This window comes from Burkholderia perseverans (assembly GCF_022870505.1).
Classification (GTDB): Bacteria; Pseudomonadota; Gammaproteobacteria; order Burkholderiales; family Burkholderiaceae; genus Burkholderia; species Burkholderia plantarii.
On sequence record NZ_CP045093.1, the window covers coordinates 2,152,683 to 2,169,794 of the forward strand.

The following is a 17,112-nucleotide window of genomic DNA, read 5'->3' on the forward strand; positions in this document are numbered from 1 at the left end:
CAATGTCTTGCTACAGCTTTCGGATTTGTTGCCTTGACATTCGCCTTGCCATTACTCGAAACAATTTTCCAGATGGGGGGCCTTAGAACCGCTAACACAACCTAGACATGAGGCAGCAGAAGTCGTATCGTCTGCGATATGGCAAGACGCAAAATCAGCAACGAGTTGTGGGTGGCGCTGGAACCTCTGATTCCGGAATTCACTCCCTCGCCCAAGGGCGGACGGCGGCGCACGGTCGATGACCGAGCTGCGCTCAACGGCATCCTATATGTGCTGCAAACTGGCATCCCGTGGGAAGACCTTCCGAAAGAGCTGGGTTTTGGCAGCGGCATGACGTGCTGGCGACGTCTGCGAGACTGGCAAGCGGCCGGGGTGTGGCATCGGCTGCATCTGGCGATGCTGCGTCGGCTGCGTGAGCATGACCAGATCGATTGGGAGCGCGCCAGCCTCGATGGAGCCAGCGTCTCCAGCCCCCGGGGGCCAGGAAACCGGCCCCAACCCGACGGACCGCGGCAAGCTCGGATCGAAACGACACATCGTCGTAGATGCACGCGGCATCCCGCTGGCTGTCACGATCACGGGAGCCAACCGGCACGATTCGATGGCATTCGAGTCCACGCTGGATGCCATTCCTGCCGTACCTGGGCTGAATGGTCAGCCGCGCAAGCGGCCGACCAAACTGCACACTGACAAAGGGTATGACTTTGCGCGTTGTCGACGTTATCTGAAACAGCGCGGCATCAAGGCCCGTATCGCCCGGCGTGGTATCGAAAGTAGCGAACGGCTGGGACGGCATCGTTGGGTCGTCGAGCGCACACATGCCTGGTTCGCCGGATTCGGCAAGCTTCGAATTCGCTTCGAACGGCGTCTCGATATTCATGCCGCTCTGCTTGTCCTGGCTGCCGCCGTCATCTACTCCAGATTCGTGGATGACTTGTGTTAGCGGTTCTTAGTACTACAGCCGCAGATTTTTCACTACGACGTCGCATCGGAACATCGATAACGCCCTGCGATCAATGAAATGACTATTTGATGGATGTAACTGCCACTAGATGTACGCTCGGAAAATTCGACATGCGTATCTTCTTACTTTTACAGCAAACCACCTTCACGTCTTGTGGTTTACTCTGTCCTTGTCCAGATCCAACCACCGTCGTTGATCTTGAGTTCCTTGCTCGAATGCCCCAACCATCTACCTTCCATTTTCGATGAGTCAACAAGCCTTAGCTTGAATGTCCCAAAATAACCAAGCTTGTCTCCCATCGCAGACCATTCTCCGAATAGATAGTTGTTGTGAATTCGACCGAGAAGACTATATCGTCGCCCCTTGGCAGTAAACTCTGCGAAGCAATATCGACTGAACTGGTAAATTCTCACATTGCTGTGCCTGTCGCGATCTTCAGGGTAGCTTGTAGTACCTCCAGTCCAATACTGCTCCCAGTTTCCTTTGAGACTAGGAGGGTTATCCCGGAACCAAGTCCTTCCAGGTATCCGATCGAGACACTTGATGAGCTGCGGCGCGATTCTTAGATCGAGCAAAACTCTGAGAACAAGACAAAGGAGAAGCGGCACAACGCCTGCTGCAAGCGATGCTAAATAATGAAGCATTCTTCTGGCTCGTTAAGTTAATTGAGGTGGAAATACACAAAATCAGCTGCCATTAAGCGGAACAGGGCATCAGTACATGGGTTCCCTGCCAGTTCATCCATGGTGAGTTAAATTGCCAAACATCCCTTTCAGGCTCGAGCATGCAGGCACTGTAAATTGATTGTCGGCTGACTGTACAGAAACTTAAGTGACGACATCCAGACATCAGCTTACCCGATAGCAACGGCATCTAGTGCCAAATTGAAAAGAAGGACAATCGATGCTTATCGGCCAACCACAGCCAACCCCTCACCAACCATCCAGTGCGTCACCTGCCCCCTATACCAAACGGCCAACGCTCCACCAAACGCACATAACCATCATCCATCACCAGCCATCCAAGGCTAAAGTGGGCATACGTTCACGCGCGATTACCACGCGCCCGGAAGGCAACCAAAATCCGCCTCCCCGACTAGAAAACCGCGCGTAAACGAGCGCGGCCCGCAGGTGCGGGAACACCATGCGGACCGCTGACCATCACCAACTCGACCAAGGAGTTAGCCATGGCTGACACGAATCATAACGCACCCGTTTTGTTCCCCGACCGCTCTGTGACCATTCGGGAGTCTTACCGCTACATCAACGCGGACTTGGATCAAAGCACCTACCCGTCGATGCGACTCAGGGGAAAGTGGCTTGAGGAAGCCGGCTTCGCCCCACCGCAGCGGGTACGAATCGAGGTAACACTGGGGCGCCTCGTCATCATGCCGATTCCGGAGGAGGATTGCGATCACCTTGGGCGGGACGGCTTTCCGATCCTCGATCGGCAGACCGGCCTGAGGCGCCGCATGAGGTGCCCGGCCAAGGATAAAAACAAACCGAACGCCTTCACCGCTTAACAGCCGAATCGCCTTCAAAACGAATCGACAACGAAGAAAGACAAAGCACGCGACAGCCGCGTAGGCTGCGCGTGCGATCAGCCAAAACGCCCGCTACCCAAAGCCACTGAACACGCCCTGAAACTTCGCCTTCCCGGAGATCGCGTACCAACTTGCCAATTTCACTCCAGGACGGTCAATCAGTCGAAGCCGGCCCTGTCGTTACCTTCATGTAGTTCTTTATCTCAGGCTGGCCAAGGGCAAGCACGTTGAGCATGGCAACACCGAGCCTGCGCGCAAACTCGTCATCGATCTGATAATCGAAATCATCCAAGAGAATCGGCATTTCGAGCTTGCCTGTCACCAATGGGGCGACTTCAGCCGGATCAACGGCATGGACCGTAAACATCCGCTGATCTTTTGCATAGGTCAAAACCACTGAATAGGGTGAATGGTTTGCCATCCGTATCCTCTCCGTTGAGCATTGTCGAACGCCCTATGCTCGCACAACGCTTGACCACGCCTCCCCTCACTTCCCCACCCGCGTCACCCCCACCGCCTTCCCCGACCGATGCGAAGGCGCAAACAGCCGCAACCCGCTAGCCACACTCGCCGCCGCCGAAAACCCGGCCCCCAGCGCCAACGCCAGCGTCGGCCCGTGCCGCCCGACGATCCCGAAGCACAGCGCCACCAACGCCGCCCCGGTCGCCTGCCCGATCAGCCGCGCCGTGGCGATGATCCCGCTCGCCCCACCGCTGCGCTCGGGCGGCGCGCTCGCCATCAGCGCCTTCAGGTTCGGCGATTGAAAGAACCCGAACCCCGCCCCGCACAACGCCATCCGCCAGACAATATCGGCCACCTGCGGATACGCCGGCAGCGCCGCCAGCAGCCCCATCCCCACCGCCAGCACGGCCAGCCCCACCGCCCCGAGCAAGCCAGGCGGATAACGATCCGACAGCCGCCCGGCCACCGGCGCCGCGAGCGCGACCACCACCGACCACGGCGTCATCAGGAACCCCGTCTCCACCGCGCTGCGATGCAGCACATCCTCGAAGTAGAACGGCAGCGAAACGAACGCGAGCCCCTGCGCCGCGAACGAGCACACAGCCGTGACCGCCGACAGCGTGAACACGGGCCGCCGGAACAGATCCACCGGCAGCATCGGCGCCGCATGCCCCGCCTCGCGCCGCATCAGCAGCCAGCCGAACACGAGCGTGACGCCGGCCGCGCCGAGACTCAGCGCCAGCGGCCCGCGCTGCGCGGCCTCGCCGAGCGCGAAGATCAGCGCCGCGAACGTGATTACGTTGAAGCAAGCAGCGAGCGGATCGAACGCGTGGCTGCCGCGCGGCGTCTGCGGCAGCGACGGGATCGCCACCGCGAGCGCGGCGATCCCGAGCGGCACGTTCACGGCGAACAGCCAGGGCCACGCGGCCACCGACAGGATCACCGAGGCCACGGTCGGCCCCACCGCGAACGACACGCCGACGATCAGCGCATTGAGGCCGAGCCCGGCGCCGAGGCGGTGCGCGGGATAGAGGCAGCGAATCAGCGCGGCGTTGACGCTCATGATCGCGGCGGCGCCGAGGCCCTGCACGATCCGCGCGGCGGTCAGCATCGGCAGCGTGCTGACGAGCGAACAGGCGAGCGAGGCGGCGGTGAACACGATCAGGCCGCCGATATACACGCGCCGGTGCCCGAGGATGTCGCCGAGCGCGGCGAGCGGCAGCAGCGTGGCGACCATCGCGAGCTGGTACGCGTTGATGATCCAAACGGAGGCGGCGGGCGCCGTGTGCAGATCGGCTGCGATCGCAGGCAGCGCGGTATTCGCGATGGCGGTATCGAGCGTGGCGAGCGCGACCGAGAGCAGGATCGCAATCATCGCGCGCCAATTGAACGCCGGCTCCGCGGAGCGGCTGGCGTGAAGGGTTTCGGACAAGGCAGGACTCGGCGGGACGGGCAGTGCGGGACGCGCACCGCGGATGGAACGACGCGGCGGCGCGCTTGCATCGATTCCGATCGTCAAACGCACCATCGCCCCGCATTGTTGCAGAGCGCCGCGATTTTTGCTCGCCGATGACGCGTGTAAACGCGTAGGGAAGCGCAAAAACATCACGAGCCTGTCGGTGGGCTGTCCGCTCGCTGTCACCACCGCCATATCGATCCGAAACGCAGTGCGAAACCCGCCACGCCGCATTATCCGTTCGACCTGTCCGGAAACGCTCCCCTACCCGCCCGCCCCGCGATCGAGCGACGCCGCGCGAATCGCCTCCCCCGGCGAGGTGAAGGTCTGCTGCCTGAGCTGCGCGATCCTCGCATCGCGATCCTGAGGCGCGAGCCCCTGCGCCGCGATCCGGTCGCGCTCCACCGCATAGGCGCGATAGCGCGTCTGCCACGCATCGTCGTCCTGCTGCATCTGCGCGGCGCGCGCGGCCGCTTCCGGCCCGAGCGTCTGCGCGATCTGCGCGCGCATCTGGTCGGGCGTCGCGCCGGCCTTCTGCAAGTCGGCGATCTTCGTCACCGCGTCCTGCTGCGCATGCAGCGCCGCCTGCTGCGCGCGCTCGTCGGGCGTCAGCTGCGCGTCGAGCGCGGCAAGCCGCGCGGCCTTCTGTTCAGGGCTCAGCGTGGTGTCGTTGGCGATCCGGATCCGTTCGAGGTCATGGCGCTGCCGGCGCTGCTCGTCGCCGAAGAACGGCTCGGCCCACTCGCCGAGCGTGCGATCGGCCAGCGCCGCGCGCTGATCGAGCGCGAGCTGCATGGCCGCCGGATCGAGCTTGTTGCCGAGCACCGCGCCGTCGGCGGGCAATTGCGCGAGCGCATCGAAATAGGCTCGATAGCGGCGCCAGACGTCGAGCGCCTCCGCCTGCGCGGGGCTGCCGTCGAGTTGCGCGGCGATCTCGCGCCGCACCAGCGCGTCGAGCGCGGCGGGCGTCAGTTCGCCCTGCGCGGTCAGGCAATAGTCGAAGAAGTCGCGCACCGCGCGCGTCCTCGCGAGCCGGCCGCCGGCGGCCAGCGGCAGGCGCGGCGCATGCGAGCCGGCCAGCGCACCCGGCAGCGCCGCCGGCAACGGCACGGCGGCATCCGGCGCCCCGCCCGCCGCGCCGGGTACACCGGCCGCCGGCCCGGCGGCGACGGCACCGGCCGGCGCAGGCGACGAGCCGGCCGGCCGAAGCCACAGCACGATCGCGGCGCAGGCGGCACACGCGACGAGCCCGGCCAGCGCGAACGACGCGCCGCGCATCGGGCGCGCGGCCTGCCCGCCGCGCGCCGGACGATCGGCCTGCGCCATCACACGCCCTGCAGCTTGAGCCGGTTCACGTGCGTGCGGATCACGGCGACCGGATCTTCCGCGTTGGCGCCGCGCACGCCGAGCAGCTGGTTGATCTCGTCGAGATGGTTCCAGTGGTAGCTGGTGCTGATCACCTGCCCGAACAGCGCGCTGCACCGCGAGACGAGCCCGTCGTTCTGCCCCGAGGCGCGATTGATCATCACGGTGCCGGTGGCGAGCATCGCGAGCGTGGACGGGTCGGTCACGTTCGCGACGTCGAGCGTGCCGGTGCTGGTGTCGGTCGCGCCGGTCACGCCGAGCACGGTCGAGGTCGGCTGGATCGCCGTGCCGCCCCACGAATAGAGCAGGTGCTGGCTGCCGCCGACGGTTTCGGTCGCGGCCCCGGTCTGGCACGAACCGGGCGCGCCCAGGCCCGCGCTCGGGAAATTCTGGTTGTAGGTGGCGGTCTGCGCGGTGGTGAGCGTCTGCAGCGCCGCGAGCGCGTCCTGGTCGGTGTTGTGCGAGCTGCTGATGAGCGTGCCGAACACGTTGACGAAGGCGGCGATCACCGTCGACGAGAGCCCGGTCGGATCGGTCTTCAGCACGCTCTGCACGAAGTCGGCGAACTCGGAGCCGCGATGCGGCGTGCCGATGGTCGTCACCGACGCCACCAGTTGCGGCGCCACGGCCGCCACGTAGCGCGAGGTCAGGCCGCCCTGGCTGTGGCCGATCAGGTTCACCTTGGTCGCGCCGGTGGCCGCGAGCACCTGCTTCACGTAGGCGAGCAGTTGCTCGCCGCGGCCGTTCGGGCCGTCGTCGCTCTGGAATCCCGAAAGATTCGCGACGTATACCTTCGCGCCATGCGATTGCAGATCGCTCTGGATTCCGTACCAATAGTCCACCACGTTCGCGAACTTGTCGGTGCCCGCGAGGCCGTGGACGAGGATCACCGGATAACGCGTCGCCGCGTAGGTGTCCGCCGCGACGGCCGCGGGCGACGCGGCCATCGTCAACCCGGCCGCGCCGGCCAGCGGCATCACCCCCAACGCCCACGCCACCGCCCTCGCCGCCACCCTGGAACGCATCGATCTGACCATGTTTATCTCCATCGTTATCGGTTACGTCGATCGGAATGCCACGCCGCGCCGTGCCGCGCCGTTGTCAGGTCGTGGGCACGCTCGCGCGGCAAGTGCGGAGTGAAACATGGCGGCGCGGCTCCTGTCCGCAATCAGACGTATGTTTGGATAGGCGTCTCTATTCGATGGACAGCGCCGCGCGCAAGCGGCGGGTGGGTGGCGGACAAGCGCGGGATGGCGCGGATGCTGCGGCGCGCAAGCGGGCATGATCGATCTGGCGGATGGCCTGCCGCGCGTGCATCACGCGTGTACGGGCGGCGATCAGGTTGCGGGCGCAACAATCACGCCGATTGCCGACGATTGCATCGCGAATCGTCATGGCGCGGCGCGACGCGTATTGCGGCGCAGCGCGAAGGCCGCGCCGCGAGCGAAGCGCCCGCGTTCAGGATGGGTTCAGGGTGAGTTCGGGACGCGCCCGAGGCTCAGGGCAGGATCCGGCGCAGCGCGGCGTCGCGCTTCACGAAGTGATGCCAGAGCGCGGCCAGCGCATGCAGCCCGATCACGTAGTAGAACGCGTTGCCGAGGAATTCGTGAATGTCCTTCAGCGGCCCGCGCAGGGCCGGATCCGGGCCGAACAGCGTGAACGACAGATGCAGCGGCGCGATCTCCACCGGGTGTCCGCCCATGTTGACGAACGCGATGCCGAGCAGCGGCTGGCCGAGCGTGAACAGATACAGCATCAGGTGCGCGAGCTTCGCGAGCAGCGCGAGCACGAACGGCTGCGGCAGCGGGTCCGGCCCGCGCGACGAGAACCGCCACAGCACGCGCAGGATCGACAGCGTCAGCACCAGCGTGCCGGCGGCGAAATGGATGCTGGTCCAGAACGTGCGGCTGTCGGTGCCCTTCGGGCCGCGAATCTCGATCGCCAGGTACGCGAGCGCGACAAGCAGGACGATCAGCCAGTGGAAAGCGATCGCGGGGCGGTTGTAGCGCGGCTGGGTCGCGAGGATGTTCTTCATCGGGGCTTCGGCGAGCGGGTATTGGTGGGATGAATGGGAGGCGTGTGGCGGCGCCGGTGGTCCGCCGGCTGCCGCGGTGCGATTGTACCGGGCGCGCCGCGCCCACGACGCATCCGCGCCGTCGCGGAGCAATGACTGGAGTCAAATCGTTACGCGGCCGGCCGCCCTCAGGCATCGGCCGCCCCAAAAGAAAACGCCGCGCATCGAGCGCGGCGTTCGGGATTGGTGCGGCGCGTCCCGGGCCGGGAGCGCCGCCGCGCCGTGCGGGCCGGCGGCCTCAGCCGCCGTTGCGCGGCAGGAACGTCATCGGATCGACGGGCTTGCCGTCCTGGCGCACCTCGAAGTCGAACGAGGCGCGGCCGTCCGGATTGGTATCCATCTCAGCCACCGGCTGGCCGGCGCTGACGGCATCGCCGTCGTTCACGAGCAGCTTGCCGTTGTGGCCGTAGGCGGTGATCAGGCCGCTCTCGTGCTTCAGGATCACGAGCGGGCCGTACTTCGCCACGCCGTTGCCGGCATAGACCACGCGCCCCGCCGCCGCCGCGCGCACGGTCTTGTCGCCGGTGGAGGTGATCGTGATGCCGCGCGTGCGGCCCGGGATGAAGCGCGAGGTGACGGTGCCCTGCGCGGGCCACGCCAGCGCCGGCTGCGCCTCGGCGGGCGGCGTGCCCGGCAGCGCGGATGCCGACGGCGCCGTGCCGGCCGGCACCGGCGAGGTCACCGCGGTCGCGCCGAGCGGCGGCGCGACGCGCAGCACCTGGCCCGGCGTCAGCATGTCGGTGGGCGCGATGTGGTTCCAGCTGGCCAGGTCCTGCACGCGCTGGCCGAAGCCGGCCGCGACGCCCGGCAGCGTGTCGCCGGGGTTCACGCGGTAATAGCCGGCCAGCACGCCCGCCTGCGACTGGCGGCTCGGCTGCGGTGGTTGCCGGGACGGCTGCCAGTTGTCCGTCCATGGCGTCATCGTGCAGCCGCCGACGAGCGCCGCGCCGGCCGCAAGCCCGATCGCGCGCGCGACGGCGCGACGGTACGTGGTGGTTTCGGTGAAGATCGTTCTTCTCAAGCTGCCTCCCTAGTTTCGCTTCGCGGCGGCCGGCCGCGCATCGCCAACGCCGCCGGCCACCTGGCCCGATTCGGGCCGGTCCCGTGGAATGGGACCGTCAGACGCTGCCTTCGGTTTCCACGACGAGAATACGGGCTTCCCCTCGCGGATGGGCGACATGCTCGGTGCCCACCGTGGCGTGAAAGATGTCGCCGGCCTCGAGCACGGCAACGTGCTCGCCGGCGGCATCGCGATAATGCATGTCGACTTGTCCGTCGAGCACGACGAACACTTCCTCGCCGTCGTTCACATGCCAGATGTAAGGCTGGTCGGTCCAGTGGAGCCGGGTCGTGATACCGCGCATGTTCGCGATATCAAGCGCGCCCCAGGCGCGCGACGCGGTAAAGGTCTTGCTGCGAATCAGCTTCATGTCGGGTTCCGGCACGGCGCGAACGGCGCCGCTGTCTCGCCGCGCGGCCCGCCCGGCCGCTGCGTGCCCGTCGGATAGTACCCGCTCGGCGCGAATTGCGGAACCTTCGTGCCCCGATTCACGGCGGCCCGCGGCATCCGTGGCGCACGTTCCCGTCATGCGAAAAAGCGCCGGCCCGTGATTCCTCGCGGAAATCACGGGCCGGCGCTTACGACAACGTCTGCTTCGTCAGTCTTCCAGCAGCAAGCGGCGTGCCCGGGGGGTGTGGCGCGCCGCTTGCTTTCGATCAGCGACCCTTGTAGACCGGGGCGCCGTCGGCGATGCGATGGACCTTCGACGGCGTGCCCGATTCAACGGCGGCGGCAGGTTGCGCGCCGTAGCCGCTGATATCGGCCGCGGCATAGTCCTGCTGCGGGTGGACACGCGCTTCAGCTGCCTGGATTTCGTTCGGGTAGTCGATACGGTCCGCGTTCGGGCTGTAACCGGCCTTTTCGAGCTGGACCAGTTCGGCCTTCACTTGAGCGCGCGTCAGCGGGCCGTTCGATTGTTGAGCGAACGAAACGGCGGGGACGGCGAGGACGGCAGCAGCAGCAACAGTAGCGATCAGCGATTTCATGATTTTCACCTCCGAGACTTTTTTTGCTCCGCCGCCCACACCATGTGAGCAGCGAGTGATGTGAAGTCTAGTCGCATTGCAACTTAGGGAAAACCATGAAACCACGAAAACACTGTTTCGCAAGAGACACTAATCCACCGTCCTGACCGCGATCACCCCGATAGATAACAGGGTTATCTGCAACAATTACCGCCCTCGGGCCGCGTCAGGCCCAATTTGCATGGAAGCTGCCCGGCTTGTCGGTACGTTCGAACGTGTGGGCGCCGAAGAAGTCGCGCTGCGCCTGCACGAGGTTCGCCGGCAGCCGCTCGGAGCGGTAGCTGTCGAAGTAGGCGATCGCCGACGAGAACGCCGGCACCGGCACGCCGGCCTTGACCGCGGCCACCACCACGTCGCGCAGCGCTTCCTGGTAGTTCGCCGAGATCTCCTTGAAGTACGGATCGAGCAGCAGGTTCGCGAGCTCCGGGGCGGCCTTGTAGGCGTCGGTGATCTTCTGCAGGAAGCGCGCGCGGATGATGCAGCCCGCGCGGAAGATGCGTGCGATCTCGCCGAGGTCGAGCTTCCAGTCGTATTCCTTCGACGCCGTGTCGAGCTGCGCGAAACCCTGCGCGTACGAGATCACCTTGCTCAGGTACAGCGCGCGGCGCACCGCCTCGATGAACGCGGCGCGATCGCCGTCGAGCTTGCCGGCGCACGGGCCGCTCAGCACCTTGCTCGCGGCCACGCGCTGCGTCTTCAGCGACGACAGCACGCGCGCGAACACCGATTCGGTGATCAGCGGCAGCGGCACGCCGAGGTCCAGCGCGTTCTGGCTGGTCCACTTGCCGGTGCCCTTCTGCGCGGCGCGATCGAGGATCACGTCCACCAGGTATTCGCCGGTCTCGTCGTCCTTCTTGGCGAAGATCTTCGAGGTGATCTCGATCAGGTAGCTGTCGAGCTCGCCCTGGTTCCACTCGGTGTAGACGCGGCCTAACTCCTCGTTCGAGAGGCCCGCCACCTGCTTGAGCACGGCGTAGCTTTCGGCGATCAGCTGCATGTCGCCGTACTCGATGCCGTTGTGGACCATCTTCACGAAATGGCCGGCGCCGTCCGGCCCCATGTAGGCCACGCACGGCTCGCCGTCGGGTGCCTTCGCGGCGATCTGCTTGAGGATCGGCTCGACCAGATCGTAGGCGTCGCGCTGGCCGCCGGGCATGATCGACGGGCCGTGCAGCGCGCCCTCCTCGCCGCCCGACACACCGGTGCCGATGAAGTGCAGGCCCGACTGCGCGAGCTCCTGGTTGCGGCGGATGGTATCGGTGAAATGCGTGTTGCCGCCGTCGATCAGCACGTCGCCCTTGCCGAGCAGCGGCTTGATCGCCGCGATGGTGGCGTCGGTCGCCTCGCCCGCCTTGACCATCAGCAGGATCCGGCGCGGCGTCTCGAGCGACCCGACGAATTCCTCGAGCGTGTACGTCGGCACCAGCTTGCGGTCGGGGAATTCGGCGATCAGCTCGTCGGTCTTGTCTCGGCTGCGGTTGTACACGGACACGGCGTGGCCGCGGCTTTCGATGTTCAATGCCAGATTGCGGCCCATGACGGCCATTCCGACCACGCCGATTGCTTGTTTGCCCATTGTTCACTCTCCGATGAAATCACGGCGCGGCCCGACCGAGCCGCGCGCACAAGCCGCAAGGATACGGGAAAACCTCATGGCGACGCTGCGCCGCGCTCAGCGCGCGCGACGCCGGAACACCACGCAAAGGTTGTTGGCCGGCATCTCGACCACCTGCGCGGCGTCGAAGCCGGCGGCCTGCGCGAGCGCGTCCACGGCCTCCAGGTCGCGCACGCCCCATGCCGCGTCGCGCTGGCGCAATTGCGCGTCGAACGCCTCGTTCGACGGCGCGGTGTGCGCACCGTTGCGGCGGTACGGGCCATACAGCACCAGCACGCCGCCGGGGTTGAGCCGCTGCGCGACGCCGTCGATCAGCGCGCGGCCCGCCTCCCACGGCGAGATGTGGATCATGTTGATGCAGACCACGGCGTCAAGGCCGCTGGTGCCGTCGAGCGGCCAGCGTTCGGCGCGCACGTCGAGCGGCAGCGGCGCGCGCAGGTTCGGCAGCGCGGCGTCCGCGACGCGCACGGCGATCGACGCGAGCGCCTGCGGGTCCGGGTCGGTGGGCTGCCAGACCAGCTGCGGCAGCGCGGCGGCGAAGTACTCGGCGTGCTGGCCGGTGCCGCTCGCGATCTCGAGCACGGTGCCGGCCTCGGGCAGGACTTCGCGCAGCACCGCGAGGATCGGCTCGCGATTGCGCTCGGCGGCGGGCGCGTGCAGGCGCAAGGAACTACGCTCGGCGCCGGTGGGCGAGGCGGGATTGGGCGTGGCGGCGGAAGGGTTCGGGGTCGTCATGAATGGGGAATGGATGTGGGCCGGTAGCGGCGATGGGCGCAGTGTGCCGCATCGGCGGCCAATGCGCGACGTGGGCGATGGGGTTTGGGATTGGGGCGTGTGGGTGGGGCCGGTAGCAGGTGGCCGGAGGGCGGCGTGGCCTCGGGCGAACGGCTTCGTGCCGGCCCGGCCGGCCCCGCGCATCCCTCTCATCGTCCCATTCCGTGAGCCTGTCTCTCGGCGGCGCCGCGCGGGCGGATACGCGAAACGCCCGACCGTCGTGGACCGTCCGGGTCGCCGAATTCCGTCGCCGAATTCAGCCGATGATTTCAACCGGCAACTCGCCGGCCGGATCGCCGCCAAGCCCGAGCCGCCCCGCCAGCGCCTCGAGCGCCGGCCCGCACGGCGCCTCGACCTTCAGCGCGAGCAGCGGATCGGCGCGCGTGCGGCCGAGATTGAGCGCGGCCACCGGCTTGCCGCGCTGCCCCGCCCAGACGCAGAAGCGGTAGCCCGAATACACCATCAGCGACGAGCCGACCACCAGCATCGCGTCGGCCTCGTCGAGCGCGAGCGTCGCGGCGGCCACGCGCTCACGCGGCACGTTCTCGCCGAAGAACACCACGGCCGGCTTCAACATCCCGCCGCAGATCGGGCAGTCCGGCACGCGGAACGCGTCGAGCGCGGCCCATTCCAGATGCGCGTCGCCGTCCGCCAGCGGCGCCGCCTCGACGGCCAGCAGCGCGGGATTGTCGGCTTCGAGCGTGAGCTGGATCGCGGCGCGCGAATGATGGGCACCGCAGGCCAGGCAGGTCACGCCGTCGATGCCGCCGTGCAGCTCGATCACGTCCGCGCTGCCGGCGCGCTGATGCAGCCCGTCGACGTTCTGCGTGACGAGCCGGCCGACGCGCCCGGCCGCGCCGATCCGGGCCAGCGCGCGATGCGCGGCGTTCGGCCGGGCACGGCCCACCACCGGCCAGCCGAGCATGCTGCGTGCCCAATAACGGCGCCGCGCGTGGTCGGAACCGACGAATTCCTGGTACTGGATCGGCTGCGAGCGCATCCACTGGCCGTTGCGGTCGCGATAGCCGGGAATGCCGGAATCGGTGCTGATGCCGGCGCCGGTCAGGACGAACAGGCGCGGATGGCGTTCGACGAACGCCTGCAGCGCGTCGAGCGCCGCGGGGTCCGCCGTGTGATCGGTCACGATCGCGGCGGACATCGGATCTTGGTCGTTCATGGCTGGGTGGGGAGTCCGGCAGGCGCCGCGCGGGAGCGCGGCCGATGCCTGCGTGCGGCCATGATACCGAACGCGCCCGTGCCGCGTGGGCGCGCCACCCGGTCCGGCCGGATCGCGCGGGCGGCGCGGAATCTCGCGGCAGGACAAGGCGCGGCGCCACCGCCGTTGTGTCGACACAACGCGTGAAAATCACTTGCAGATTTCGCTTGCCACGCCTAGTACAAACCCTTAGTATTGCGTCTGTCTCCTCCATGTCTCCAACATGGATTCAGCCCGCAACAGTGTTGCGGGCTTTTTCTTTTGTGCCGCCGTCAGCGCTCCGCCTGCGCCGGCCAGCCCGCTCCCCTTTCCTTTTCAAGCGCTCCGTTCGATCGCAAGCGCCGGACTCAATCCGTATATCCGCGCCGCCCCGCCAGATCGCCGACCGCCCGCACCGACAGCAGGTTCGCCGAATCGTGCTCGTCGCGCACCGCCTGCGCGCCGGCCGCCCCCGTCGGCACGCCGGACGCGCGGCCGCGCACGAAGCGCCGGCCGGCCGGGCCGTACACCGCGTCGGGCTCCGGGAACAGTTGCAGGAACAGCAGGTACAACCCGCCGCCGAGCACCATCGATACCGGCACGCTCAGGTCGAGCCCGCCCGCCAGGTTGCCGAGCACGCCCACGAACTGCCCCGGCAGGTTCACGCAGGCCAGGCCGATCAGCGCCGCCGGCAGCCACGCCCCCATCGCCCGCAGGTTCCAGCCGTGCGTGAACCAGTAATGGCCGCCGCGCCCGCCGCGATTGAACACCTGCAGGTCGTCGGCGAGATAGTGGCCGCGCCGCGTCAGGTAGCCGATCACCATGATGGCCATCCACGGGCAGCTGAACGTGCCGATCAGCGTCGAGAACGTCGAGACGCTCTCCACCAGGTTGAACGCGAAGCGGCCGACGAAGATGAAGCCGATCGCGAGCGTGCCGATCAGGACGGTCGCGCTCACGCGGGTCAGCCACTTCGGCATCATGCTCGACATGTCGAGGCCGGTGCCGTAGAGCGCGGTGGTGCCCGTCGACATCCCGCCGATGATCGCGATCACGCAGGTGGGCAGCAGGAACCAGCGCGGCGAGACGGCGAGCAGGCCGCCGACGTAGTCGTTCGAGGCGATGAACGACGGCGCGTGGGTGGCGATGATGGTGGCGGTGGCGAGGCCGAAGAAGAACGGCACGAAGGTCGCGATCTGCGCGACGAACACGGCGCCCATCACGCGGTGGCGCGGCGTGGTGTCGGGAATGTAGCGCGCCCAGTCGCCGAGCGTCGAGGCGAACGACACCGGGTTGCTCATGGCGACCAGCGCCGAGCCGCAGAACGCGGCCCAGAAGCCCGGGCTGCCGGTGGTGAGCGTGCCGGCGTAGTGGGCATCGAAGGTGCCCGCGAACGCCACGGCACCCGCCACGAACATCAGGCTCGCGGCCCAGACCGCGATCTTGTTCACCCACAGCATGAAGCGGAAGCCGTAGATGCAGACGACCAGCACCAGCACCGCGAACACCAGGTACGACGCGCCCACCGTCACGCCGTTCATGGGCAGCCCGACCAGGCTGTGCGCGCCGCCGACGAGCGCGTCGCCGGAACTCCACACCGCGAGCGAGAAGAACGCGATCGAGGTGAGCAGCGCGAGGAACGAGCCGACGATCCGGCCGTGGATGCCGAAGTGGGCGCCCGACGAGACCGGATCGTTGGTGCCGTTGCAGGTGCCGAACAGGCTCATCGGCGCGAGGATGCAGGTGCCGCCGATCACGCCGAGCAGGATCGACAGCGCGCTCGCCTGAAACGACAGGCCGACCAGCACCGGGAAACTGCCGAGCACCGAGGTGGAGAAGGTATTGCAGCCGCCGAACAGCAGCCGGAACAGGTCGATCGGCCGCGCGTAGCGCGCGGCGTCGGGGATGCGTTCGAAACTGAAGGCCTCGACGCGGGTCATGCTGGTGTCGTCAGCAGGGGTATCGCTCATTGTCTCGCTCCATTCGGGCGCCGGTCCGTGCCGCTCGCGCGGCCGTCCGGTGTGTTGTGCCGGCCGGCGCCCTGCCTCGCCGGGCCGGCGCCGCGCAATCCTTTCGGATTCCTCATGTATTGCCACGGATCTTGCCGCGTTTCCTGCCACCGCGCGGCCCGGCACGCGGCCGGCCGCACTGCGTCTACATCGGGAAACCCAGCGCCTTGATGCCGCGAATCCAGGCGCGTTTCCAGCCGCCCTCGGCATCGGCGCCGTCGAACGCATGGAACGTGAGCTTCGCGGCGAGCCAGCGCACCGGCTCGGGCGGAATGTAGGTCGGGCTCTGGTTCGCGATGTCGAGCCGGCGCTCGGGGCTGTCGCGATCGAACAGGATGTTCAGGCCCATGAACGCGCCGAAGCGGCTCGCGGCCACCCCGAAGCCGGTGTAGCCGGCCACGAACACGGCCTTGTCGCCGAGATAGCGCTTGGCGAACACCGAGCCGCGCGAGCAGTAGTCGATCGGGCCGCCCCAGGCATGCGAGAAGCTCACGTCGGCGAGCTGCGGGAAGGTGCGGAAGAACGCCTGCGCGAGCCGCGTGTAGGTGTCGTGCCGCGCGTCCTGCGCCGGGTTCGGATCGCCGTCGAAGTGATAGCTGACGAGCCCGCCGAAGATGATCCGGTTGTCCTTCGTGAGCCGGAAGTAGTTCAGCTGGGTGCGCGTGTCGTAGATGCCCTGGCGGTTGCGCCAGCCGATCCGCGCGAGCTGCGCGTCGCTGAGCGGCTCGGTGGCCAGCACGTGGTCGCGCACCTGCAGCACGCGGCGGTTGATGTCGGCGATCCCGACCTTCGCGGTGCCGCTGCCGAACAGCACGCGCGGCGCGCGCACGCTGCCGCGCGGCGTGGTCGCGAGCACGGTGTCGCCGTCGTCGCGGATCGCCTGCAGCGGCGTGTGCTCGTGGATGCGCACGCCGAGCGACAGCGCGGCGCGCTTGAGGCCCCAGGCGAGCTTGGCCGGATGCACGGTGCCGCTGCGGTTGCGCGACCAGAGCGCGCCGGCGAAAAGCGGCGAATCAAGCTGGCCGCGCGCGGCCTGGCGGTCGAGCAGCACGACGTCGTGGCCGTAGCGCGCGTGCAGTTCGTGGTCGTCGCGCAGCTGCGCGAGGTGGTCGGGATCGACCGCCACCGTCATCTCGCCGTTCCATTCGATGTCGGCGTCGATGCCGTAGCGTTCGAGCGTGGCCTCGAAGCCGTCGAGATTGCGGTGCCCGAATGCCTCGAGCTGCGCGATGTCGTTCGGGAACACGCGCACCGCGTTCGGCAGGCCGTGCATCACCGAGGTCGAGATGATGCCGCCCGCGCGGCCCGACGCGCCGTGCGCGACGCGGCCCGCCTCGATCAGCACCACGTCGAGTTCGGGCATCTGCTCCTTGGCCTGGATCGCGGCCCACAGCCCGGTGAAGCCGCCGCCGACGACGAGCAGGTCCGCGTGCGTCTCGGCCGTCAGCGCGGCTTCGGCGGGCGGCTCGACCGGGTTGTCGAGCCAGTACGGCATCAGCTTCGCGCCGGCCAGCGCGCGTACCGCGTCGGCTTGCGCGGCGCCGGAGGCGGCCGGCTGCGAGGAGGCTGG

At 67.4% G+C, this 17,112-nt stretch carries 16 protein-coding genes; 2 read left to right on the top strand and 14 right to left on the bottom strand.

Annotated features, from left to right (window positions below; genetic code table 11):
- Positions 1 to 138 precede the first annotated feature (138 nt).
- A protein-coding gene (locus BpN12_RS08830) for an IS5 family transposase (RefSeq protein ID WP_246792071.1) occupies positions 139 to 943 on the top strand; the annotation gives its coding sequence in 2 pieces (ribosomal slippage) (positions 139 to 473 and positions 472 to 943; 807 coding nt in all).
- A 1,207-nt stretch (positions 944 to 2,150) separates the two neighbouring features.
- Entirely contained in the window at positions 2,151 to 2,486 is a 336-nt protein-coding gene (locus tag BpN12_RS08835) for a SymE family type I addiction module toxin (RefSeq protein WP_246792072.1), read from the top strand.
- A gap of 175 nt (positions 2,487 to 2,661) precedes the next feature.
- Here the strand turns inward: BpN12_RS08835 and BpN12_RS08840 are convergent, their stop codons facing one another.
- From BpN12_RS08840 to BpN12_RS08905, 14 genes are all read right to left on the bottom strand, one after another.
- Positions 2,662 to 2,928 carry a hypothetical protein gene (locus BpN12_RS08840; protein WP_246792074.1) on the bottom strand — a complete coding sequence of 89 codons (267 nt, stop codon included), beginning with the start codon at positions 2,926 to 2,928 and terminating at the stop codon, positions 2,662 to 2,664.
- Positions 2,929 to 2,994: 66 nt separating this feature from the next.
- The gene (locus BpN12_RS08845) at positions 2,995 to 4,344 is read right to left on the bottom strand and encodes an MFS transporter (RefSeq protein WP_246794669.1); all 1,350 of its coding nucleotides are present in this window, start codon (positions 4,342 to 4,344) and stop codon (positions 2,995 to 2,997) included.
- Positions 4,345 to 4,689: 345 nt separating this feature from the next.
- Positions 4,690 to 5,751 (bottom strand): lipase secretion chaperone, encoded by a 1,062-nt coding sequence (locus tag BpN12_RS08850; RefSeq protein ID WP_280529107.1) that lies wholly within the window; start codon positions 5,749 to 5,751, stop codon positions 4,690 to 4,692.
- Entirely contained in the window at positions 5,751 to 6,827 is a 1,077-nt protein-coding gene (locus tag BpN12_RS08855; RefSeq protein ID WP_246792076.1) for an alpha/beta hydrolase, read from the bottom strand. The genes BpN12_RS08850 and BpN12_RS08855 overlap by 1 nt, the downstream gene beginning before the upstream one ends.
- Before the next feature lie 157 nt (positions 6,828 to 6,984).
- Entirely contained in the window at positions 6,985 to 7,185 is a 201-nt protein-coding gene (locus BpN12_RS08860) for a hypothetical protein (RefSeq protein WP_246792077.1), read from the bottom strand.
- Positions 7,186 to 7,288: 103 nt separating this feature from the next.
- Positions 7,289 to 7,825: a cytochrome b gene (locus tag BpN12_RS08865; RefSeq protein WP_246792079.1), complete on the bottom strand. Its 537-nt coding sequence runs from the start codon at positions 7,823 to 7,825 to the stop codon at positions 7,289 to 7,291.
- A 277-nt stretch (positions 7,826 to 8,102) separates the two neighbouring features.
- Positions 8,103 to 8,885, bottom strand: coding sequence for a peptidoglycan DD-metalloendopeptidase family protein (locus BpN12_RS08870; RefSeq protein WP_246792081.1), 783 nt, complete (start codon positions 8,883 to 8,885; stop codon positions 8,103 to 8,105).
- A 97-nt stretch (positions 8,886 to 8,982) separates the two neighbouring features.
- Positions 8,983 to 9,294, bottom strand: a complete 312-nt coding sequence (locus tag BpN12_RS08875) for a cupin domain-containing protein (protein ID WP_042629500.1) — start codon at positions 9,292 to 9,294, stop codon at positions 8,983 to 8,985.
- A 286-nt stretch (positions 9,295 to 9,580) separates the two neighbouring features.
- Positions 9,581 to 9,910 (bottom strand): DUF4148 domain-containing protein, encoded by a 330-nt coding sequence (locus tag BpN12_RS08880; protein ID WP_246792082.1) that lies wholly within the window; start codon positions 9,908 to 9,910, stop codon positions 9,581 to 9,583.
- A 205-nt stretch (positions 9,911 to 10,115) separates the two neighbouring features.
- Complete coding sequence (gndA, locus tag BpN12_RS08885) at positions 10,116 to 11,525, bottom strand: NADP-dependent phosphogluconate dehydrogenase (RefSeq protein WP_246792084.1); 1,410 nt, start codon at positions 11,523 to 11,525, stop codon at positions 10,116 to 10,118.
- 96 nt (positions 11,526 to 11,621) lie between these two features.
- Complete coding sequence (locus tag BpN12_RS08890) at positions 11,622 to 12,299, bottom strand: DUF938 domain-containing protein (protein ID WP_246792087.1); 678 nt, start codon at positions 12,297 to 12,299, stop codon at positions 11,622 to 11,624.
- Between the two features lie 295 nt (positions 12,300 to 12,594).
- Entirely contained in the window at positions 12,595 to 13,515 is a 921-nt protein-coding gene (locus BpN12_RS08895; protein ID WP_246792088.1) for an NAD-dependent protein deacetylase, read from the bottom strand.
- A gap of 386 nt (positions 13,516 to 13,901) precedes the next feature.
- Positions 13,902 to 15,503, bottom strand: coding sequence for a purine-cytosine permease family protein (locus BpN12_RS08900; protein ID WP_246792090.1), 1,602 nt, complete (start codon positions 15,501 to 15,503; stop codon positions 13,902 to 13,904).
- A gap of 184 nt (positions 15,504 to 15,687) precedes the next feature.
- Complete coding sequence (locus BpN12_RS08905; protein WP_246794671.1) at positions 15,688 to 17,037, bottom strand: NAD(P)/FAD-dependent oxidoreductase; 1,350 nt, start codon at positions 17,035 to 17,037, stop codon at positions 15,688 to 15,690.
- Positions 17,038 to 17,112 lie beyond the last annotated feature (75 nt).